Origin of the sequence: Paenibacillus sp. FSL H7-0357, assembly GCF_000758525.1 — a bacterium.
GTDB lineage: Bacteria > Bacillota > Bacilli > Paenibacillales > Paenibacillaceae > Paenibacillus_AQ.
In genome coordinates this window covers 6,539,064-6,562,443 of record NZ_CP009241.1, presented here as the reverse complement: position 1 = coordinate 6,562,443, position 23,380 = coordinate 6,539,064, and the positions used below count along the sequence as shown (strand labels likewise).

At 52.5% G+C, this 23,380-nt stretch carries 16 protein-coding genes; 13 read left to right on the top strand and 3 right to left on the bottom strand.

Annotation, left to right across the window (positions count from 1 at the left end; all coding sequences use genetic code 11):
* Positions 1-319: 319 nt before the first annotated feature.
* The gene (locus H70357_RS28880; RefSeq protein WP_038596464.1) at positions 320-925 is read right to left on the bottom strand and encodes a class I SAM-dependent methyltransferase; all 606 of its coding nucleotides are present in this window, start codon (positions 923-925) and stop codon (positions 320-322) included.
* 195 nt (positions 926-1,120) lie between these two features.
* Positions 1,121-3,352 (bottom strand): AraC family transcriptional regulator, encoded by a 2,232-nt coding sequence (locus tag H70357_RS28875; RefSeq protein WP_038596462.1) that lies wholly within the window; start codon positions 3,350-3,352, stop codon positions 1,121-1,123.
* A gap of 359 nt (positions 3,353-3,711) precedes the next feature.
* Here H70357_RS28875 and H70357_RS28870 point away from each other — a divergent pair, with 359 nt between their 5' ends.
* From H70357_RS28870 to H70357_RS28840, 6 genes are all read left to right on the top strand, one after another.
* The gene (locus H70357_RS28870; protein WP_038596460.1) at positions 3,712-6,021 is read left to right on the top strand and encodes an FAD-dependent oxidoreductase; all 2,310 of its coding nucleotides are present in this window, start codon (positions 3,712-3,714) and stop codon (positions 6,019-6,021) included.
* A gap of 117 nt (positions 6,022-6,138) precedes the next feature.
* Positions 6,139-7,941 (top strand): sensor histidine kinase, encoded by a 1,803-nt coding sequence (locus H70357_RS28865; protein ID WP_052092316.1) that lies wholly within the window; start codon positions 6,139-6,141, stop codon positions 7,939-7,941.
* Positions 7,919-9,439 (top strand): response regulator transcription factor, encoded by a 1,521-nt coding sequence (locus tag H70357_RS34635; RefSeq protein WP_052092315.1) that lies wholly within the window; start codon positions 7,919-7,921, stop codon positions 9,437-9,439. Before H70357_RS28865 ends, H70357_RS34635 begins: the two co-directional genes overlap by 23 nt.
* 397 nt (positions 9,440-9,836) lie before the next feature.
* Positions 9,837-10,745: an ABC transporter permease gene (locus tag H70357_RS28850; protein WP_231578518.1), complete on the top strand. Its 909-nt coding sequence runs from the start codon at positions 9,837-9,839 to the stop codon at positions 10,743-10,745.
* On the top strand, positions 10,739-11,599 hold the full coding sequence (locus H70357_RS28845) for a carbohydrate ABC transporter permease (RefSeq protein WP_038596454.1): 861 nt from the start codon (positions 10,739-10,741) through the stop codon (positions 11,597-11,599). Before H70357_RS28850 ends, H70357_RS28845 begins: the two co-directional genes overlap by 7 nt.
* Positions 11,600-11,678: 79 nt before the next feature.
* Positions 11,679-13,214, top strand: coding sequence for an extracellular solute-binding protein (locus tag H70357_RS28840; protein ID WP_038596453.1), 1,536 nt, complete (start codon positions 11,679-11,681; stop codon positions 13,212-13,214).
* Between the two features lie 91 nt (positions 13,215-13,305).
* On the opposite strand, the gene H70357_RS28835 is transcribed toward H70357_RS28840, so the two are convergent.
* Positions 13,306-14,055, bottom strand: a complete 750-nt coding sequence (locus H70357_RS28835; protein WP_038596451.1) for an AraC family transcriptional regulator — start codon at positions 14,053-14,055, stop codon at positions 13,306-13,308.
* Between the two features lie 326 nt (positions 14,056-14,381).
* On the opposite strand from H70357_RS28835, the gene H70357_RS28830 reads away from it, so the two are divergent.
* The 7 genes from H70357_RS28830 to H70357_RS28800 all read left to right on the top strand — a co-directional run bounded on the left by H70357_RS28830 (position 14,382) and on the right by H70357_RS28800 (position 23,366).
* The gene (locus H70357_RS28830; protein ID WP_038596449.1) at positions 14,382-15,518 is read left to right on the top strand and encodes a BMP family ABC transporter substrate-binding protein; all 1,137 of its coding nucleotides are present in this window, start codon (positions 14,382-14,384) and stop codon (positions 15,516-15,518) included.
* 108 nt (positions 15,519-15,626) lie between these two features.
* Positions 15,627-17,189, top strand: a complete 1,563-nt coding sequence (locus H70357_RS28825) for an ABC transporter ATP-binding protein (RefSeq protein ID WP_038596447.1) — start codon at positions 15,627-15,629, stop codon at positions 17,187-17,189.
* Complete coding sequence (locus tag H70357_RS28820; protein WP_038596445.1) at positions 17,182-18,231, top strand: ABC transporter permease; 1,050 nt, start codon at positions 17,182-17,184, stop codon at positions 18,229-18,231. The genes H70357_RS28825 and H70357_RS28820 overlap by 8 nt, the downstream gene beginning before the upstream one ends.
* Entirely contained in the window at positions 18,228-19,166 is a 939-nt protein-coding gene (locus H70357_RS28815; RefSeq protein WP_038596443.1) for an ABC transporter permease, read from the top strand. Before H70357_RS28820 ends, H70357_RS28815 begins: the two co-directional genes overlap by 4 nt.
* A gap of 39 nt (positions 19,167-19,205) precedes the next feature.
* Positions 19,206-20,162 (top strand): nucleoside hydrolase, encoded by a 957-nt coding sequence (locus tag H70357_RS28810; protein WP_038596441.1) that lies wholly within the window; start codon positions 19,206-19,208, stop codon positions 20,160-20,162.
* Positions 20,163-20,165: 3 nt separating this feature from the next.
* Positions 20,166-21,572, top strand: a complete 1,407-nt coding sequence (locus tag H70357_RS28805; RefSeq protein ID WP_038596439.1) for an ADP-ribosylglycohydrolase family protein — start codon at positions 20,166-20,168, stop codon at positions 21,570-21,572.
* A gap of 252 nt (positions 21,573-21,824) precedes the next feature.
* Positions 21,825-23,366: a response regulator gene (locus H70357_RS28800; RefSeq protein WP_038596437.1), complete on the top strand. Its 1,542-nt coding sequence runs from the start codon at positions 21,825-21,827 to the stop codon at positions 23,364-23,366.
* The last annotated feature ends 14 nt before the right edge of the window (positions 23,367-23,380 follow it).

Below are 23,380 nucleotides of genomic sequence, written 5' to 3'. Positions count from 1 at the left end.
GCTGCGCTTTGCTCAAGGGGAAGGGCATTTTGGTGCTGGGCGGCTGCGTGGAATGTTTGGACTTTCGGACGCTGGCGCTCCTACAGTTCCAAACTTCCCCTCCGCTGCTTTCACCTTAATGGTGGTTCTCCAAGTTCATTGAGCCGGCACAAGCCCCTTGCCAACGGCTTTCTGGGCAAGGGGGAGGAGAGTAGAGGAGGCAGTCTCCGGTTTTACTTGGAGACTGCCTCGATGTAGCGGGACCTTCGCGGATAGCGTAAGGTGTAGCCACAAAACTGAAAATAAAAACAGGAACTGAAAACGGATAACCGAAAATGGATCAAGGCCTCGGGCTCACCCAAATCAGATGAACCATGTTAAGCCAGTAGCTTTCCACCTTATTGATTTTGAGACCCGACTCTTTGATCAGTCCTAGAATGTTCCTTGTATAGTGACAGCCATAAGTACGATATAACAGCGGATTAAGTGCTTTTTGGACAACAGAAACCGCAGGGTTAGAGCTGATCCCATGCTCCATGAGAAGAATTTGCCCATTCGGTCTGCACCAGCGGTTGATCTTATTCAACACCATTAATGGATTATCATAACTGCAGAAGGATAACGTAGAAACAATAGTATCGAACGAATGATCGGAGAAGCTCATTTCTTCAATATCCGAACAAATAAAAGTACCCTCAATATGATGATGATGTGCCGCCCGTTTTGCTTTCTCTAGCATCGCCTCACTAAAGTCAGTTGCGGTAACCTTTATGTCTTGAGGATAAAACGGGAAATTCGCACCTGCCCCCACGGCAAGCTCAAGCACCTCGCCCTTCGCATGACTTAAAAGCTGTTGGCGCCAACGTTTTTGTTGCGGATCTTCCCTTTTGTTATCATATTGGTTTGCCTGCTTATCAAAGATACGTATTAGCTTTTGCTTCTCCACCGATCTCCCACCTTCAATGAACTTGGAACTCTCCCTGTTAAAGTCTATTTCGCCAAAAGGCTCACGTTACCTTTTTTTGTAACTGATCTGCCCATACTTCAATAAAAAGGGCTTGCATAGCGGTTTCTTTTTGCGTAAAAAAAAACAGGGGGCATCCCAGCAGCCATTTCATGGCTTTTGAGACAGCCCCTGTTTTCACGCGTTTTTGGAACGCCGGTAATCGGTGGGGGTGGTGCCGAAGCTGCGCTTGAACATCCGGTGCAGGTAGGAGCTGCTGGTAAAGCCGCAGCGCTCGGCGATGATAGTTACCGGGAGATCGGTACTCTCCAGCAGGCTGCATACTTCACGCATGCGCACCTCCAGAATGATGTCCACGATGCTGGACATGGTCTGCTGCTTGTATAGCCGGCTGATATAGATCGGGGACATATCAAGTTCGTCCGCGATCTGGTTCAGGCTAAGGTTCGGCTCCATATAATTCTCGTTTATTTTCTGATTAATCAGGAGGATCAGATCATGCTGCTTGGAGCTTTTTTTCTCAGCGAGCTGCTCCCGCATTTCACTAAACAGCACGAAGAAGGCTTCTTCCAGCTCAGCAACGGTTTCTACGGAATCCAGAGCGGGCAGCCCTGATGTCCCATCACATTGTAAACGGTTCCGTTTTTGGACAGTACTGATAATTTCTTTGATCGTCACACTAAGCCTGGACAACGCTAATTGCACGGTATGGAACGGATAAGCTTCCGTTTCCCGGAGGATGGCGCTGAATTGCTCTTGGGCGTCCTCGACTTTGCCGCTCATCAGAGCATCGATAAGTTTCTTTTCCTTCTCGGTCGGATAGTGGTAGGTATTGGCCTGCAGACTGCTAACGGCCTGGGCGCTGATGATGCAGCCATGCCCGTAGAACAGACGGTGATTTGAAGCTTGCCGGACCTGCTTATAAAGCTGATTCAACTGCAGGGCATTCCGGTCAATATGGCTGTAGGTAAGGGTGAGACTCACCTTCAGATAATCAGAGCAGGCCTGCTGAATCTGCCGCAGCAGCGTCTCGATCAGTCCTGTATCGGTGTATTCTACCGGATCAATGATATTCAGCAGCACCAGTATGCCGTCATCATTCATATCCACGGTCTCCACACGGTAGGTCTGGCCGCAGATTTCCGAAGCGATGTTCATAATGGCAAATTTATAGGCCAGCAAATAAGAGGATCTGGCTTCCCTGAATTCATTATAGTTGTCAATCCGCAGCAGGATGAGGCGGTAATCGTCGTTGAACGTAAAGTGAATGCCAAGCTGCCTCAGTTTCTCCACCTGCTGCATGGATTGCAGCGGCTTTAACCCCAGCACCAGATCGCGCACCGTATTTTGCCTAATCATAAACATGCTGTCGCGTTTTTCGCTTTCGAGAATGTTCATCTCGCTGACGATCCGGTGAATGGGCAGATACAGCCTTTTCGACATGATCCAGGACAGCCCGATGCCTCCCACCAGAATAATGACTGCAATGAGCAGGGTAGCGTTCCGGATGTTGTCGGTCTGCTCGGTGATGATGTCATACGGCGTGATCCGCACATACTGCCAGCTTAAAGCATCCGGGGCGGTATAAGAAATCAGTGAGTTCTCTCCAGCAAATTTGCCGATAAAATAACCTGCGGAGTCGCCCTTGACCTTCTGGTCGATCCAGCGGGTTTCCTCCGGGGAAAGCTCCTGCTGCTCCAGGCTGTTACTGGACAGGAAGGCGCCATGGTCTGCCAGGATGAAGGTCGAGCTTTTGGAATCTACAGGACTGGTAATCTCTTTGTTGATCCAGGGTGCGGAGATGTTCACAATCACTGCTGAATTAATCGCCCGGTCCCAGCCGATGGCATCAAAGCATAGAAAGGTATAAGCCCGGACCTGATCGTCCTCCTCGGCACCATTGGAATAGACCCGCGGAATCGGCATAAACGGCTTGTATTCCTCATAGTGGTTCAGGATGCCCAGAATGTTCTTATCCACAAGCTCCTGTTCGGTAAATACACCGTTTTGTCCGCTGGAGGAGGCAATGTAGAATTTTTCGCTTTTCGGATTATAGACATAAATGGATTCGATGTATGGCATCGAGCTTAAATAATTGCCAAGCTCCGACATCGCAGCCGTGACGTCATAAATATCCGGCTTGTCGTAAAGTACAATTTTGGAGACGGTGCTGTTACGGTAGATTTGAAAGGAAAGCGATTGTGCAGCATCGTTCATGTTTACAACCTCTCTGCTTGTTTTGGTGAGGTCGCTAAGGTCGGAACGGAAGGCCTGCGTCTTTTCGACGCCAATATAGTAGTTGTAATAAATGATCGTGGAGACGAGGAAGGTTAAGGACACGCATAACGTCATACTGACTAATATTTTGCTGTACAGTGCTCTTTTGTTGCCGATCTTATTCAGTCTCATTGACATCCCCCTGACTTCATTGTCTGTACTGGCGATAATAAGCCCTCTCTATATTGTTCACAGTATAATTATAAACTTCACCCTATGAACAGAACAGTAGAGCAAGATTACAATAGTGAACAGGATGAATTGCCAGGGAGTGAACAAATCCAATATCTGTGTACAAAAGCTACTATATACGCATGATCCATTGAAAGTGAACTCCACCAGTTATGTGCATGGGATCAGACAGATTTGTTGATATTTCTTTCATTCTGCTGGCAGTACAATACGTTGTATATACCGTTAATCAACAATTTAAGGAATAAAATGCCTGAAGGCAAGGCGGGGCCTGACTACGGATGGAGGAAATAAAGATCATGAGTGCACACAAGCAGGAGAGTTATGATGTGGTCGTCTGCGGGGGCGGGCTGGCAGGTGTCTGTGCCGCCATCGCCGCAGCCAGGCAGGGGGTCAGCACCTGCCTGATTCAAGACCGGCCGGTGCTGGGCGGCAACAGCTCCTCGGAAATCCGGGTGACTCCACATGGTGCGGCGCAATTTCACGCGTATGCCCGGGAAACAGGTATTATCTCCGAACTGCTGGTCGAAGAGCGTGCCGCCAATCATGAACCTATACGGGAAAACGGCTGGACGAACAGTGTATGGGATATGGCCCTCTATGATATGGCGGTCCGCACTCCGAATCTGACCGTGCATCTGAATTCGACGGTTACGGCGGTGGAGAAGCATGAAACGCGGCGGCTCTCAGCGGTTAAGGTGCGGGTAGCGAATGCAGATACGATGATGACTATACAGGGCAAGGTGTTCATCGACTGCACAGGCGACGCTGTGGTTGCTGACCAGGCGGGCTGCGAGTGGCGCTGGGGCTCGGAGAGCCGGGAGGAGTTCGGGGAGCCGCATGCACCGCTTGCCGCCAGTACGGATACGATGGGCAGCTCGATCCATTTTAAGGCCAAAGATATGGGCCGGGAGGTTCCTTTTCGAGCACCGGATTGGGCAGTCCGGTATGACGACCCGGCTTATTTCTATGAACAGGGAAGACATTTCTATGATTTGGATGCAGGTTATTGGTGGATTGAAATCGGGGTGCCCTGGAATACGGTGTACGACAATGAACAGATCCGGCATGAATTAACCCGCCATGTGCTGGGCATCTGGGATTGGATCAAGAATAAGGACCCGCTGCTGAGAGAGAAGGCGGCCAATTATGCGCTGGACTGGGTGGGGCAGGTGCCGGGGAAAAGAGAAAGCCGCAGGGTAATGGGGCGTTATCTATTAACCGAGCATGACCCGGCAGGCCGTACGGTATTCGCCGATGAGATCGCCTACGGCGGCTGGTTCATCGACCTGCACAGTGCCGGAGGCCTGCTTGCGGCGACGGCTGAGCCCTCCAGTGCAGAAGGTTACACGGAGACAAGCGATTATGCGGTTCAGAGCTACTGCGGACCGTACGGCCTGCCGCTGCGGATGCTGATCGCGAAGGATATGGATAATCTGCTGATGGCGGGACGCAACATCAGCGCTACGCACGCGGCGCTTGGCACAGTGCGTGTGATGGGGACGACCGCGCTGCTGGGGCAGGCCGCCGGAACGGCGGCGGCTGTCGCCCTGAAGCGCGGAACCGAGGTGTGCGGACTGGAGGCGGAAGGCGTCCGCGAGGTGCAGCAGTCGCTGCTGCGCCAAGGCTGTTTTCTGCCGAACTGCCGTGGCGCAGACCCCGGGGAGCTTGCCCGGGCCGCGGATATCCGGGCCAGCAGCGAGGCCCGGGTCGTCGGGGCAGGACCGGAGAGCAGGGACGGCTCCGGCGGTTTCCGCGCGGCCCGGCCCGCATCGCCGCAGGGCGGAGAGCCGCTGTCCAGCCTGCGCGGGCAGTGGATTGCCATCGGCAGACCGGAGATCAGCAAGCTGTCCGTCTGCCTCAGCAATGACTCCGGCATAGAGCAGACGGTTAAAGTAGTGCTGCTGCCGGTGGATTCGATCTGGGACTATAGCTGCGGTGTCCGTGAACCGCTGGCGAGCGGAACGCTCAAGGTTCCGCCCGGGCAAATGCAGTGGGTAGCCTGGGAGGTGGGGCTGGGTCCGCAGGATGGGCTGTCCGCCGGGCAATACATCCGGATGGAGCTGGCAGAGAATCCGCAGGTGGAATGGCATATGGCCGGGACGGTCATTCCGGGCCATACCTCGGCTTATGAGATGGGGCCGTCCAGAATGCGCCGCTACCGGGACGGCGGGACGTTAAGCTTCCGAATTGATCCACCGCAGCCGTGTTACAGTCCAGCCAACGTCACCACAGGGATTGCCCGTCCCTATGACTATACGAATGTGTGGCGTTCCGATCCGTCAGAGACGCTGCCGCAATGGCTGGAGCTGCAGTGGGAGGATGCGCAGTGGATCGGTACAGTAGAGCTGACGTTTCCCGGCCATCTATTCCGCGAGTATCATTTGTATGAGCCGTTCTATCGTGATCCGCAGTGTCCCAAAGACTACTGCATCGAGATTTGGATTGCAGGGAACTGGCAGCCGGTGGTCACCGTTTATGACAACTATCAATGCCGCCGCCAGCATGTTCTGCCGGAGATGGTCAAGACAGATCGGCTGCGCGTAACAGTTCAATCCACGAACGGTGATCCCAGCGCTGCGATTGCCGAGATCCGCTGCTACGCCTGATCATACATGCTCCAGCACCGAACGCAGGCAGAAGCATATTGCTTTTGGGCAAGCTGTGCTAAAATTTGTGGTATCAAGCAGTAAATATCCAACGGATAGCCGGAAGGAGAGAGGGGTATGGGCAGAAGATTAAGCTGGTTGTGGCCTGCAAGCTTAAAAAACCGCTTGTTTATTTCCATTCTGCTGTTCGTGCTCATTCCCTCTGCATTCCTGCAGACCCGCAGCATTACGAAGCTGGAGACGATGATGAAGGACAATATCTCCCAGCAAAATACGGCTCAGCTTGCCTTCCTCAAGAATAACATCGAAAGCCTGAAATTCGGCGTGCTTGGTGCGATGCTGCAGCTCGAGCGTGATCCTAATCTGAAGGCCCGGCTGGGCCGGAGCGGACAGGAGAGCGGGGAAGACCGCAAGCTGCAGATTGAGAACACGCTGTTGCTGGTGAAGCAAAGGCTGATGAATGCGGTGGTTCCCGTTCATATTACGCTGCTCGACAAGCAGGGGCAGGTATATAACACGCTGGAGGAGGGCTTGACGGTCTTGCCGGTCCGCGGGAGTGAGATCTTGCAGCAGCCTGGATTTTCTGCACTGGTAAGCTCTTCCGAGTCTTACCTATGGACTGTCCACGAACCGGATTATCTGTTGTCGAGCGCACTGCCGGGTACACAATTGTTCTCCCTGTTCGCCAAGCTGCAGGATACGGAAGGCGGAACCTTCGCTTACCTGCGTATTAGTCTCGACATGAAAACCTGGCTGAACTCCATCACCAACGGGTTCCAGGTGAAGCAGACGTACTACCTGCTGGATGGGAAAGGGCAGCCTATTCTAATGGAGCGCAATGACCGCATCGCCCAGCAGCTGCATGGGATGCTGGCGGCGTTCAAGCAGGATTCCGCCCGTTATTTTACCGATCCGAACGGCCTGTTCATCTATAACGGCATTTATCTGCCCAATATGGATTGGTATCTCATCAACCGCTTTCCACTGGAAGCGCTCTCCGGCAACATTGAGGCGATGAAGCGGCAGGTGATGGTGTCGCTTTTGGTCACAGGAGCCATCTTTGTCCTGATCATGTATGCCATCGTGTCGTCCACAGTCCGTCCGCTGCACAATTTGCAGAAAAAAATGAGCGAGCTCGTCGACAAAAATTTGAATGTCAGCATTCCCGAACGTAAATATAGAGGTGAGCTGCTGAGTCTGGCCCGCGCCTTCAATCTGATGACCGGTGATATCCGGAAGCTTATAGAGCGGCTGCGCATGGAGGAACGGCAAAAGGAGGCGATCCGCTTCCAGATGCTGATGTCACAGATGAATCCGCACTTTTTGCTGAACACGCTGAATACAATCAAGTGGAATGCCCGGGGCCACGGTGACACCGGCACCTCGGAGATCTGCCAGAATCTTGGAAAACTGCTGGAGTCAGGACTGAACAGTGATGCCGATCTGGTCTTCCTAAAAGAAGAAATAGAGTTGATCCGGGCCTATGTCTATATCCAGTCCTTCCGTTATGATCACCGGTTCACTGTCGATTACCGGATCGGCGATGGGCTGGAGTATGCGCTGATTCCCAAATTCAGCCTTCAGCCGCTAGTGGAGAATGCGATCTATCACGGTCTGGTGCACATGAAGGATGGTGGAAGGATCACCATTCTGATAATCGGCACGGGTGACAGGCTGCGGGTGGAGATCGGGGACAACGGGCAGGGGCTGGAGCAGGGGGCGGCTGCCTCGGGCAAGAGACGGCGTAAGGGCATCGGACTCAGCAACCTGAGAGAACGGATTCTGCTGCTGTATAAGGGCCGGGGGGAGCTGCTTCTCCTCCCGTTGCCGCAGGGAACGGTTGCTGTACTGGATATTCCGCTGCTGAATTCATCGCCTTATGAAGAGGGGGATCACCATGTGGAAAATACTTCTGGTTGAGGATGAGCCGTTCGTCCGCCGCTCGATCCGCCAGGCGATACGCTGGGAGGAGCATGGGTTCACCATTGCCGGTGAAGCATCGCACGGGCAGGAGGCGCTGGAGTTGATGGCGGAGCATCAACCTGACATTGTGGTATCAGATATATTTATGCCCTACATGGATGGTCTGGAGCTGCTGCAGGCCGCACGCGCCAAAGGTTTCGAAGGCTCATTCATCATGCTTACCTGCGCAGGAGAATTTGAATACGCCAGGCTGGCGCTGGAGCACGGCGCCTCCGGTTATATCCTCAAGTTATCCATGAGTGATGAGGAACTGCTGCAGGCACTCAATAAGGCTAAGGCCGGGCTGGTGAAGCAGGCAGAGCAGCAGCACCGCCTGCAATGGCAGTCCTTCCATGAATATGCCGATTGCCTGTGGCGGGAAATGTACGGCAAAGAGCTGTACCCTTACGAGGCGGGCAGACTGGAGGGATTCCGCCGGCTGCTGGAGGCCTCGCCTGGACTGCTGCTGGTTTCTGTATTGAACGGTTCCCGGCTGCTGCATGTTGAGGAGCTTCAGCATCTGCTGCCTCCGGGTACCGGTGAAGCTGTGCGCAGCTGCCGGTTTACGCATATGGGGCAGACGACGTTTTTTGTCTGGCCCGGAGAAGCGGCTCGCGGTGCAACGGCGCAGCTCCGTGGACCCATTCGTGAGACGGCATATGAGGGGTTCCCCGTCATTTGCCGATCCATAGCATCTGCCTCCGGGTTGACGGCCGGCTGGCTGCTGAATTTATCCATGCTGGACCGCCACTATTATGGCTGTGTCCAGTCTGCTCGTTTCCCGGAAGTCGTGCCGGGGCTTACCCCTGAATCGTTATCCGTTCCGTGGGAACAGGAGCACGAGGTGATCAGCTGCTTTGAGCGTCTGGATGTGAAGGAATGCTCGGGCAAGCTGGAGCAGCTATGGGCCTTCATGCAGACAGCCAACATGCCGATGGCGTCTGTGAAAGAGACGGCGGAACGTCTGGACAAACTGTTCGCACGGATTAGCGGAAAGAACGCGGAACCGCCTGGACCGCTGCTTGATGCTGAGCGCCACTCCGGCCTGCTGGAGCAGATGGACCGGCGGATGCGTGCATACGCCAAGGGTCTCAGCAGGGTGCGTCTGCCGGAGACAGACCATCCCGAGATCAATACAATGATCCGCTATCTGCTGCAGCACTATGACCAGGACATCTCGCTGCAGGCAATGGCCCATTACGTCAAGATGGATGAGAATTATTTGAGCGGGCTGTTCAAGAAAAAAACCGGGCAGACCTTTATTAACTATTTGCAGCATATCCGGGTGAATGAAGCAAAGTTCTATCTGGAGCAGACCGTGCTCACGGTGGCTGAAATCGGAGAGCGTGTCGGTTTCGCCAACCCCAGCTACTTTTTCAAAATCTTTAAACGCTGGACCGGACTGACGCCCAATGAATACAGGCTGCAGCGAAAGGGTCAGGAAGCCAAGTCATAGATCCCAGTGAGCTGTCCTGCAATCCGGTTAGACATTGCTCAGCTCCCGCTGCTTCACTCATGCCAACTCGAAAAAACGAACCCGTCCTCCGTTTTACTACGGAATACGGGATCGTTTTTTTGTTCAAAGATAAGAATTTATATGTTTCACGCTATAAATTATCCTTCTATTTCTCGCTGAAACGGATACCGTCCTTTTGAGGACGGCAAAGCCGTTTCCACTTGTGTCCCGCTTGCAGGCCCAATCTTAAAATCGTGCACTGAATCGCTGAGATATGAAGATTACGCCAGTCCTCAGCCATCCGCTATGCTATAAGCAGGCCAAAGAATTAGACGGAGAGGTTGAGTATATGGAACAATCTGTTGTCACTACAAGAAGAAAAGCGGGCAAGTGGTCCATGCGCCGCACATGGGCAGGAATTTGGGGAATGAAGACATTCTACCTGATGCTGCTTCCTTGCCTCATCTGGTATTTCATTTTTAAGTATCTGCCCATGTACGGTGTCGTCATTTCGTTCAAGGATTATAATTTTACAGATGGTATTCTGAACAGCCCTTGGGCTGACCCCTGGTATAAATATTTTAAAATGTTTTTTGATTCCCCATACTTCTCACAGCTGATGACCAATACGCTGCTGATCAGCCTCTACAAGCTGGTGTTTGGCATGCTGCCGTCGATTATCCTGGCGATTCTGATCCATGAATGCCGGATAACCTGGCTGAAACGCTGGGTTCAGACGCTAAGCTATATGCCTCATTTCCTGTCGTGGATTATCATCTACGGGATCTCGGTAGCTTTTTTCTCGGAAACGACCGGGCTGGTTAACCGCTGGATCACGGAAGGCGGAGGGTCGAGCATCCCTTTTTTGAACTCAACGGAATGGTTCCGCAGCATGCTCGTCTCAACAGAAATCTGGAAGGACCTCGGCTGGGGCGCGATCATCTACTTGGCGGCGATCAGCAGTATCGACCCGACGCTGTTTGAAGCGGCAAAGGTGGACGGGGCCAGCCGGCTGCGGATGATCTGGCATATTACACTGCCGGGGATCCGGGGGGTAATCATGCTGCTCCTAATTCTCAAGATTGGCAGCATCATGGATGCCGGCTTCGAGCAGATTTATGTCTTTTATCATCCGCGTGTATATGAGGTTGGCGATATTATCGACACCTGGGTGTACCGTACCGGACTGGAGCAGATGAATTTCAGCCTGGCAACAACAGTCGGACTGTTCAAATCCGTCATCGGCTTCGTGCTGGTGGTCGGTGCCAATAAACTGGCCAAAAGATGGGGGGGCGGGATATGGTAAGCGGAAAATCGGATAGAATCTTCAACACGCTGGTCTATATCCTGCTTGCGGCAGTGGCGGCACTTTCGATTTTTCCGCTGCTCTACGTGATTTCGATGTCACTGACCCCGTACAGCGAGGTAATTAAGAACGGGGGATTCGTGGTCATTCCCCGGAACATATCGTTTGAGGCGTATCACCGGATTTTGACGGATCCCGCGCTTGGCCGATCCATGCTAATTACGGTGCTGGTGACTACGGCAGGCACCACCATTAACATGATTCTGACTACGCTGGCCGCTTATCCGCTCAGCCGCAGGAATTTGCCGGGACGTACGTTCTTTCTGCTCTTCATCGTCATTACGATGTTGTTTAACGGCGGTCTGATTCCTACCTATCTGGTTGTCCGTTCGCTGGGAATGCTGGATACGATTTGGTCACTCATTGTTCCGGGAGCGATTGCTACTTTTAACGTTTTGATTATGAAAAGCTTTTTCGAGAGCCTGCCGGAGGAACTGTTCGAATCGGCCCGGATGGACGGGGCCAAGGAGTTCCGGATCTTGTGGCAAATTGTGATCCCGCTCTCCATTCCGTCAATGATGACGGTCGGACTGTTTTATATGGTCGGCCATTGGAACTCCTTTTTCTCAGCCGTTCTGTACATTACCGATACCCATCTGCATCCGCTGCAGGTAGTTATCCGCAACATGCTGCTGCTCACTCAATCCAATGAGCTGCAGGCAGAAGTGACAGTGCCTACAGCGGCCATGCAAATGGCTGCCGTTATTGCCGGCAGTCTGCCGATTATCGTGGTGTACCCGTTCATACAGAAGCATTTCACCAAAGGCATGCTGCTGGGAGCCATTAAGGGATAAGGCGGAGCCCCGCAAGGGGTTCCAATTCATTCATAAGCTAGTGCAAGGATAAACTTCTTACAGAAGGCAGGGGTTCAAAATGAAGCAGAGAAACAAACGATTCACGGCTTGGGTCACGGTGGCAGCGGCAACAGCGCTGATTGGCGGATGCGGCGGAGGCGCGGATAAAGCGCCCGCAGCAACGGAGGGCGGGAATGCAGCTGCGCCCTCAGGTCCGGTGGAGCTTGAAGCGGCAGAGATCAGCTGGGGCACGAGCCTGCCAGCAGACGATTTTATTAAGAAAGCACTGGATGAACAACTGGGAACAAAACTGAAGCTGACACTCGTGGGTGACCAGAGCGATTATGAAAATCAGATGAATGTGCGTGCGGCCTCTAACAACCTGCCTGATTTACTGATGGCTACGAGCAAGGCGCACTTGCAGAAGCTGGCCCAATCCGGTTCGCTGCTTGATCTGACATCCTATATGGAGAAGCTGCCGGAATACACCTCTTTTGTCGGCGGGGAAGTGCTGAAGAAGGGAATTGTGGACGGCAAGCAATATGCGCTGCCCAAAGCGGGACAGTCCATTTCCTATACCTACTGGATTCGGAAGGATTGGCTGGATAACCTGAAATTGCAGCCGCCGACTACAGTCGATGAACTGTTCGAAGTTGCTAAAGCGTTTACAACCGAGGACCCCGACAAGAATGGCAAAAATGACACCTTTGGACTGTCCGGCACGAACTTTCAGACCTTTGAGCCGATCTTCGGCGCTTACGGAATTACGAATATTTTCGACACCTCGCAATTATTTGTCCGTGATGGCAAGGTGGTAAGCACGTTCTACCAGCCGGAAATGAAAGACGTGCTGGCGAAGCTCAAGCAGTTTCTTGATGCCGGGGTCGTAGATCCGGAGATTGTCAGCAACAAGGGCACAATGGCGATCGACAAAGCATTTCAGGGTAAAGTAGGCATTATCAACACAGAATGGGCGCAGATTATGAAGGATGACAAGGTTGAGGTGTGGAAAGGCGCGAATCCAAAAGCGGAATGGCTGCAGCTGGCACCGCCCAAGGGGCCGACGGGCATTCAAAATGCCAACTCCCTCAACATCGGTGCTTCCAGCGGGTTGTGGGTCATCCCGAAGAAGCTGGAAAGTGAGCCGGATAAGCTGAACAAGGTACTGGAATTGTTGAACTACGTATCCACGCCTGAAGGCAACCGTCTGGTCCAATACGGAGTGCAGGATACCCACTACACGCTGGATGGAGACAAGGTCGCCATTACCGACAAAGGACGCTCGGATGCTTCTTTCACCTGGTTGTACCAGTTCACGGGCCGGCCTGAAACTGAATATCTCAAGACGAAATTCAGCAATTTGGCCACCTTCATTGATTTCGAGGCCGGACTGCCGCGGATTCAGACACTGGATGGTTTCGTGTCTAGTCCGCAGGGCTATAATCCCGCAGATGCCAACCGGTTCATTGAGGAGGAAATGATCAAATTCATCTATGGCAAGGCCAAAATAGAGGACTATGACAAATTCCTCAGCACACTGGAAGGAACATTCAGCTACAAAAATTACCTCGACACGGCGGTTGCCCAACTAAAGGAGCTGGGTTACGGGGAGTGACCGTTACACCCTGTAGAGGTGCTTGCGTTCCATCAGACCAAAAGACCAGACGAGAGGAAGCTATATCGCTTCCTCTCGTCTGGTCTTTATTTCATTTACTCTTCATCCGGAAGGTCCGGGGGGAGAGGCCGACCTCTCTTTTGAACATATTGCAGAATTGGGCATCGTTTACAAACCCTGCAGCCGCTGAAACCTCAGCGATTTGCATTTGGGTATGAAGCAGCAGTGATTTCGCATAATTGATCCGCTTTGACAGAAGATAACGGTGCGGAGAATGCCCGAATCTTTCCTTGAATAAATGCCGGAACCTGTCATAGCTGTAGCCGGACATTTCTGCGAGCGATTGAACCGAAAGCTTATGGCGGTAATGCTCGTCCATATAGTTCAGAACATACTGCATCTGATCCTCTGAAGGAGATGGCGTATGTCCCGTGCCAAGCAGCCGCAGCAGATGAACGATGATCTCACTCATCTGCAGATTCATAAGTTCGGTGTAGCCATCCCGTTTGCGGGAGAACTCCTCTTTCATCCGCAGCATGATCTGCAGCACGGTCTGATCCTTGTCGTCGTCATAGACTCCGGCTAAAGCGCGGAGATTCGGATGGCCGCAGATAAACCCTACGAACAGAACATCCGCCTCCGGCGTGTGTTTCTCATCATGTTTAAAGTTGGGCGGGATCAGCGCGAATGAATAGGGCCGGAAATGATAGTTGCGGGTCCCCACATTCGAGGAACCAAGCCCCTGGATGTAATAAATCAGTTCGAAGCATTCATGCTGATGCGGAGGGATATAAGTATTAGCTTCATGATCTGCACTTACAATATATAGGACTCGATCCATTGTGATCCTCCGTTATTCTGTCATTTAGCCGAATCGTGCAAAAACCTGACCGAATCCATATAAATATTTGCTGCCTTATTTGTTATGATCGTATCAATTAAACCGAAGATTCGCAACCAGACTGGCCATCTCGTTCGGAAATTACCCGGTTTTTCAAGATTTGTATCCATGTAATGTTTGCTTTTGAAAGTAATTCACTAATTTTCATAGTTTTTATGAATTTGCCGAAACTCAACGGGGTCATCGCTATAACACAAAACGTGCAATTGGGACATTCAGCCATTTCTTTAAGGTAAACCAACTACAAACAGGGGTGTGAACAAAAAATGAAAAAGAACGTTCTTGCTTTATTGTTGCTCATGGTAATGGTACTTGTCACGGCTTGCGGAAATAATACGTCCGGCAATGGAAATACAGCAAATTCCGCAAATGATGCAGAAGGCGGAGAAGCGGCTGCTGGGGACAAGCTCAAGGTCGTGCTGCTGATTCCGGGAACGCTTGGAGATAAATCATTTTTTGATGCGGCCAATAATGGACTGCAGAAGGTGAAGGATGAGCTTGGTGCGGAAACCAAGGTTGTAGAAATGGGAACCGACAAGACGAAATGGGAGCCTACGTTTAACGATATCGCCGCCGAGGATTGGGATGTTGTTATTTCGGGCGGATCGGAAATTACCGAGATGTTCAATGCAACGGCTGAAGCCAATCCGGATAAAAAATTCATCAACTATGACACGGACATCGAAGAAGCACCTGCCAATATGTACAACATGTCCTATTCCACCAATGAAGTATCCTTCTTGGCTGGTGCGGCAGCAGCATTGGCTACGCAATCCGATATGCCGAATGCGAATAAGGAGAACATCATCGGGTTTGTAGGCGGAATGGATATTCCCGGAATCAATGCTTTCCTGGTAGGTTACATTCAGGGCGCGCAATATGTTGATCCTGAGGTGAAGGTAGCAGTATCCTATGCGGGTGATTTCGTGAACCCGGCAAAAGGGAAAGAGCTGTCGCTCATTCAATACAACTCCGGCGTGGACATCATCTTCAACGTAGCGGGCGGAACAGGGCTTGGAATCTTCGATGCTGCCAAAGAGAAGACCAAATATGCCATCGGCGTCGATTCCGACCAAGCGATGCTGCTGAAAGATACAGACAACGACAAAGCCAACCTGATCGTTACATCCGCGATAAAAAAGATCGACAGCGCCATTCTTGGAGCTGTGAAGAAGCTGCAGGACGGAACGCTTGAAATGGGCAAACGTGATGTGCTCGGCTTTGTGGAAGACGGCGTGGGCATTGCAGAGAACGAGATCTATAAAAGCGTCTACCCGGCTGACCTGCAGGCCAAAGTTGAAGAAGTGAAGCAGAAGCTCATCAACAAAGAGATTACTGTAGACAATGCAATGGGCATGGAAACCTCAGAAGTTGAAGCTATCCGTAATGCCGTTAAACCTTAATCGTATTTATGATTTAACATGTTAACTCATGCAGTTGGAATTCTTCCGCAAGAAGATTTCCAGCTGCCTATTTTTGCAGACACCTAAGTTGAAAGGCGTTGATGACCCATGCAGAACGCTCTGCTGGAAATGCGGGGAATTACCAAAGTATATCCAAATGGCGTCGTTGCAAACAAAGACGTTCACTTTTCTCTGCGTGAAGGAGAAATCCATGCGATTGCCGGAGAGAATGGGGCCGGCAAATCGACCCTGATGAAGATTATGTTCGGGATGGAAGAGCCGAGTGAAGGCGAGATCTACATCAGGGGTGAAAAGATGAAGCTGCAATCCCCCCAGGACGCCATTGACCGGGGCATTGGCATGGTCCATCAGCATTTCATGCTGGTGCCTTCCTTTACAGTAGCCGAGAATATGGTGCTTGGCATGGAGCCGCGCAAAGGCGTGAGCTTCAACTACAACGAAGCCGTGCGGTTGACCGAAGAGACGGCGCGTAAATATAACCTTGCGGTGAATGCCAAAGCCAAGGTCGAGGATCTTACCGTCGGCATGAAGCAGAAGGTGGAGATTCTGAAGGCACTGGTGCGCGGTGCCAAAATCCTGATTCTGGACGAGCCGACAGCGGTTCTGACTCCGCAGGAAACGGAAGAGCTGTTCCATGAGCTGCAGCAGCTTAGGGAGCAGGGTCATACGATTGTGTTTATTTCACACAAGCTGAAGGAGGTCAAAGCGATCTGCGACCGGATTTCGATCATGCGCGGCGGCAGAAGCGAAGGTGTCTTTCAGACGAAGGATGTAACGGAGCAGGAAATTTCACGGCTGATGGTGGGCCGGGATGTGGTCTTGAAATATGACAAGGACAACGTGGCTCTTGGGAACTCCGTGCTTTCGGTAGAGAGCCTGGGTGTCCATGACAGTCAGGGCAAGGCGCTGCTGTCGGACGTCAATTTCTCTGTTCGCGCAGGGCAGATTGTCGGAATTGCCGGTGTGGAAGGCAATGGGCAGTCGCAGCTGATTGAGGCTCTGACAGGCGGACTTCGCGGAGTGTCGTGTACCGGATCAGTCAAGGTGAAAGGGACGGAGATCCGTGAATCAGATATCCGTGACATTCGCGGACTGGGTGTCTCTTATATTCCAGAGGACCGGATGCGGCAGGGCTCAGCCGGGGAGGCCAGCATTTCCGATAACCTGATCTCTACCCGTTACCGCTCCAAGGATATGAATAAAGGCCCTCTTCTGCATGGCTCCAGAATTGCCAGCCTGGCCGCGTCACTGGTGGAGGAGTTCAAAGTGCGCTGCTCAGGACCGCAGCAGCCGATTGCCATGCTGTCGGGAGGAAATATGCAGAAGGTTGTAGTGGCGCGGGAATGTTCGACCGGGCCGGAGCTGCTGATTGCCGAGCAGCCGACCCGGGGCGTGGATATCGGCGCGGCCCAGTTCATTCACCAGAAGCTGCTGGAGCTGCGTTCCGGCAGCTGTGCCATTGTGCTGGTGTCGGCGGACTTGAATGAAATTCTGGAGCTGAGTGATCAGTTGCTCGTGATGTATGAAGGTCAGATTGTTGCCTGTTTCGATGAGCCTTCTAAGGTCAGCGAAGAGGAGCTCGGACTATATATGCTGGGGATCAACCGGCAGGACAAGCAGCACACCAGGAGGGCCGAAAACCATGTTTAAAGTCAAATATTTTGAGGCAATCCGGACAACAGCGGTCATATTGATTGCCCTGGTCATCGCCTTTATGATCATCTCGCTGGTCAGTGACCAGCCGCTCAAGACGATTGGCATTTTCTTATGGGAGCCTATATCCACGAAAGGGCATATCGGCAACGTGATCGAGATGGCCATTCCGCTGATGTTCACGGGTCTGGCCGTCTCCCTGCTGTTCCGGGCCAATATGTTCAACCTTGGTGCGGAAGGAATCTTTTATTTCTCCGGGGTAGTGACCTCGGTGCTGGCGATCCATTTGACCCTGAACAGCTGGATTCATCCGCTTGTGGCGATTGCAGCCGGTTCGATTGTAGGCGCTTTGCTGTCGGCGATTCCCGGAATTCTCAAGGCCAAGTGGAATGCCAACGAACTCGTTACCTCTTTAATGTTCAACAATATCCTGTTCGGGATTGGCCTGTATCTGCTCAACTATCATCTCCGTGATGCCAAGGCATTCGCCAACGTTTCTTTTAAATTCGAGAAGACGGCGCAGCTGGATAAAATCTTTCAGGGAACCCGGATTCATACCGGTCTTATTATCGTGCTGGTGCTTATTGTGCTCGCCCATCTGTTCCTCTACAAAACCAAGTGGGGCTATGAGCTGCGGATGACCGGTGTGAACCGGGAGTTTGCCCGCTACTCGGGAATGAAGACCGCCAAGGTCATCATCCTCGTCCACCTGATTGCAGGATTTATCGCCGGCATGGGCGGATCGGTGGAGGTGCTGGGGATGTACAACCGGTTCCAGTGGACCTCACTGCCGGGTTACGGCATGGACGGTGCACTTGTAGCGATGCTGGCCAAAAATAACCCGCTGTCCGTGATTGCCTCGGCGCTTTTCCTTGCGTATATCCGTATTGGAGCGGATCTGATGGCACGCCTGTCCGATGTGCCTTCCGAGATGATCTCGATCATCCAGGCTGTCATTATTCTGCTGATTTCCGCTGAACAGTTCCTGAAATTCTGGAAGAACCGGATGCTGCTGAAGGAGGCGAAAAATAACGTATGAACAGCCTGCTGGATGTTATTTTTACCACGGACTTTGCGTTCTCTCTGCTGCGTGTAACGACGCCAATTCTGTTCGCCGCGCTGGGTGCGCTGATCTCAAACCGGGCGGGTATTATCAATATCGGGATGGAAGGGATCATGCTGGTGTCCGCCTTGGCCGGTGTTATTGTAAGTGCCTATAGCCACAGTGCCTGGATAGGGCTGCTCGGTGCGGTGCTGTCGGGGACGATCATCGCCGGAATTCTGGCTTTTTTTACCCTGAGATTCAAGACGCATATCATTCTCGGCGGTGTGGCGATCAACATGTTCGCATCCGGAGGGACGGTATTTATCCTGTATCTGCTCAGCGGGGACAAGGGTTCTTCCACCTCCCTGGCGAGCAAGGTGCTGCCGAGTGTGCAGATTCCGCTGCTGAAGGATATTCCGGTGCTTGGCCCAATCCTCTCGGGGCACCATATTCTGACCTATTTCTCTATACTGTCTGTGCTGATCGTCTATTACCTGCTGAACCGTACACCGCTTGGCCTGCGCATCCGTTCCGTAGGGGAGAATCCGCATGCAGCCCAGTCGGTTGGTGTCAGTGTGATCAAGATTCAATATGCGGCTCTGCTGCTTAGCGGTTTTTTTGCCAGCCTGGGCGGCGCTTATATGTCGATGGGTTATCTGTCACTCTTTACCCGCGATATGATTGCAGGCCGGGGCTGGATTGCTATTGCGGCAGAATCAATGGGCCGGAGCACAACGGTCGGAACGGCGCTTACCTCACTCCTGTTCGGGGCCGCTGATGCGCTATCCAATGCGCTCCAGGTGCTGAAGATCCCGGCGGAGCTGATTGCGACGCTACCTTATGTGGCAACGGTCATCGGCCTGGTGATTTACGCGGTCTCCGAGACCCGGAAGAAGAACCGCAAAATAAAAACTACGACCACGAAATAATTCGGAATTCAGATATACACACACAAGGGAGCGAACGTTATGCCAACACCTATAATTATTGACTGCGATCCGGGGCATGATGACGCGATTGCCATTCTGCTCGCGCTGGCTCATCCGGAGCAGCTGGAGATCCGGGGAATTACGACGGTTGGGGGCAACCAGATTCTGGACAAAATTACCGACAACGCGTTGAAGGTGCTCAGCTTTGTAAATGCCGACATTCCCGTGGCCAAAGGAGCAGTGGGTCCGCTGCTTGGCAAGCTGGTTACGGGCGCAGAAGCGCATGGGGAATCCGGGATGGACGGCCCGGCACTTCCGGCCAGCAAATTCAAGCCTGTAGATCAGGGGGCGGTAGAATTTATGCTGGATATTATCCGCTCTTCGGAGGAGAAGATTACACTTGTGCCGATGGCGCCTTTAACGAATATTGCCCTGCTGATCACCGCTTACCCAGAGGTGAAGGAAAGAATTGAGAAAATTTCACTGATGGGCGGCGGCTTGGCATACGGAAATGTAACAGTGACCGCAGAGTTCAACATTTATGTTGACCCGGAGGCAGCCCGGATCGTCTATGAATCCGGTATTCCGATTGTGATGAGCGGTCTGGATGTGACCGATCAGGCGGCTATATTTGAGGATGAAATTCTCGAACTGAAACGCCGGGGACCGGTCTCCGTCATGGTAGGGGAGCTGCTTGATTTCTATTCGATATATGGCAAAAAAATGGGCTATGTCGGCAACGCGCTGCATGATCCGTGTGCCGTGGCCTGGCTGCTGCACCCGGAGCTGTTCGAATCACAGCATTTGTATGTCACGGTGGAGACGGAAGGCAAGCTGACCCGTGGGATGACCGTGGCCGACAGAAGGAAGAAACCGGACCGCGCCGCGAACACGGAGGTACTGCTGGGGATCGACCGGGAAGCGTTCATGAAGCTGCTGTTTGATTCGCTGGACAGACTTGATCGTGAGCTTCTGCTTGCGTCCGGGGGGAACTAGCGGATGGCTGGATGGGAACAGCTTCAGGAGACGGTCCGGCTGGAACTGCTGCAGCGGATGGAAGAAGGCTGCCAGGCCGGCAGTCTGACAGACAAGCTTGCCGCCGCTGGAAGCGATGAAATGAAGCTTATGGAGGTATACCGCGAGCTGATGGAGCTCAAGGTAGCTGAGGATTTCCCGTACCGGGAGCCGTCGGGTCTTGCGGAAATCCGCAGCCTGCGCCCGGATGGACCGCGGAAGCTTGACGCCCGGTGGAGTCCTGCGGAGTGGAGGGACAAGTTCTACGGGGCTTGGCTGGGCAGAAGTGTCGGCTGTGCGCTGGGTAAGCCGCTGGAATATTGGGATTACCTGTATGGCAAAGACGGCCGGCCGGGCTGGCAGAATATTGAGCTGTGGTTCCAAGGTGCTGACGCGTGGCCGATTACCGGCTATACCCCGGAGCATTCACGGGCGGAGAAGGAATACGGTCTGGGCTTAAGCGGCTGGTCCTTTACCAGTACCCGGGAGACCATCCGGTACATGGAGAGTGACGACGATATCCGCTATACGGTCCTCGGTCTGATGCTGCTGGAGCAGAAGGGCTTGGACTGGGATTCGTGGGATGTTGGTAAGCTGTGGCATGGAAATCTGACGTATAGCCAGGTCTGCACAGCAGAGACCCAAGCTTACATGAATTTTGCCCGGGAAACTTCTCATATGCATGGAGAAAAGCCGGCGGATTGGCCGCAGCGGCAGGAACGTGTGCGCATGCATCTCAATCCGTACCGCGAATGGATCGGCGCCGCAATACGCGCTGATGGTTTGGCCTACGGGGCGGCCGGGTATCCGGAGCTCGCGGCGGAGCTGGGCTGGCGGGACGCCTCCTTCTCGCATGTGAAGAACGGAATCTATGGCGAGATGCTGAATGCCGCAATGATTTCTGCCGCCTTCGCCGAGCAGGATAACGAGCGCATCCTGGAGATCGGGCTCAGCGAGATCCCAAGCACAAGCCGTCTGGCCAGCGATGTGAAACGCGGAATCGATATTGGCCGGAAGGCCAAAAGCGAACGTGAGCTGGTGAGCACAATCTGGGATCAATTCAGTCATTATGATCCGGTGCACACCAATAATAATGCTGCGCTGGTCGCCGCCTCACTTGTCTATGGCGGCAATGATTTCGAGAAGGCCGTAGTCACCTCTGTGTACGGCGGGATGGATACGGATTGCAACGGTGCCACGGTCGGCTCGATTATGGGGGCGAAGCTTGGCGCGAAGGAGCTGCCGGCGAGCTGGACAGCACCGCTGAATGACACACTATATGCCGATCTGCCCGGCTTCCATCCGATAGCCATTTCGGAATGCGCCGAGCGGAGTTATCAGGTATTTCTGAAGATCCGCAAGGAGCTTGAGGCACAAGAACAGCGAGTTTGAGTGAAACATAGGGATGTTCCACAGCCTTGAAAAGAAGGCCGGGGAACATCCCTTTTTGTATCCGAAAGATCTGCGGCTTCTGCGGGAGTACCTTGGGAAATTGCTGGAATTTACTTAAATGGGAAATTATCTTGGATAAAGTATTTATGCCCAGTGCCTATTCCATAACTCAGTCTATCTGTGTTAGCATGATCTATAGTAATTTTGCTAACGTATCTCTCTATAAAAAAAGGATATGAAGGAGCGAGACTCATGCTGAAGGTCATGCTTGTTGACGATGAACCGTGGGTTCTTGAAGGTCTGAGAACGATGGTGAATTGGGAGAAGTTCGGTTTCGAGATATGCGGGGAAGCCTTGAACGGCACGGATGCGCTCAGGCTTATCCAGGAGCAGAAGCCGGATTTAGTATTAACGGATATCAATATGCCCGTATTCAATGGTCTCGAATTGATTGCCAAGCTAAATGTAAGTATGACCAAGCCACCAAAGTTTGTCATTCTAAGCGGTTATGATGATTTCCAGTATGCCCGGACCGCGCTCCGCCAGCGGGTCGATCAATACCTGCTGAAGCCGATCGACGACGAAGAAATCGAGTCCTTGCTGGGCAAGATGCAAACGATCATTCAAAATGAAATCGCTTCCAAAGTGGATCGTCAGAAAAAGCGGGCGTTTGTCGTAAATAATCTGATCACTCGCCTGATTCAGGGTGAGCATAGTGAAGAGCTGCGGGTTATGGCTGTCAACCTGCTGAACCTGCAGCCGGATACGGAGCTGGTATGCATTCTTATCGCCCCGCCTTATACCGCCGTCGATATCGACCAGCGCTTAAACGATTATTTCCCCTGGGAATCCACTTGTTTCTTTCAGGATGCGGCGGGCCGGTCGGGCATGATGATTCAGTCGGCTTCGATCAGCTGCGATAGTCTGGCGGAGAATGCCAGAATGCTCCAGAAAGCACTTGCAGAACAGGTGCTTGAACCGGCAGCCATCATGATCAGTGACAGAATGAACGGGATAGAGTCCATGCGGGAAATTTATTCGCAGACGCTTGAAGTATGGAAGCTGAAGTATCACCGGGAGAAGGGTGGAGTCTTTTTTTATAGTGACCTCAAGAGAATGAGTGTAGGGGCGGAGCTTCAGAATGACAGTCTGGAGAAGCTGCTGGAGAAGGTCAAGGCTAACGATACGGCTGGAATTGAGCCCAGCATCAGGGAACTGTTCGCTTCTTTCGCAGAACAGCTGCTGACTGTTGAAGCGGTGCAGGCTCAGGTGGCTCACCTGGAGATGACGTTATGCCGGCTGCTGGCGGAGATGAACGGGGACCCGGCTATCCTTATGAATAAGCTACAGAAGGAATATGGAGAACTCGGCAGTCTCGGCGATTATTTTATGCTGGGCAAATATGCGGATGGACTATGCAGGCAGACAGCTGTCTATCTGGCAGAGCTGCACAGCGCCAATGAAGGGAATACGATTTTTAACGTTATCCAGTATGTCGATCTTGAATTCCGCAACAAGCTGCAGCTTCAGGAGCTGGCGAGACAATTCCACATGAATTCCGCTTATTTGGGACAGCTGTTCCGTAAAGAGACAGGCCGCAGCTTCAGCGAGTATTTGAATGAGAAACGCATTGAAGCCGCGAAAGGACTTCTTAAGCGGACGCAGCTGAAAATCTCCGATATTGCCCTTCAAGTTGGGTTCTCCAATACGGATTATTTTATAGATAAATTCAAGCTGATCGTGGGTGTTGTGCCCTCGGTCTATAAAAATGCCAAAAAGAATAAGCAGCTCTAAGAAAGCCGGGTGCA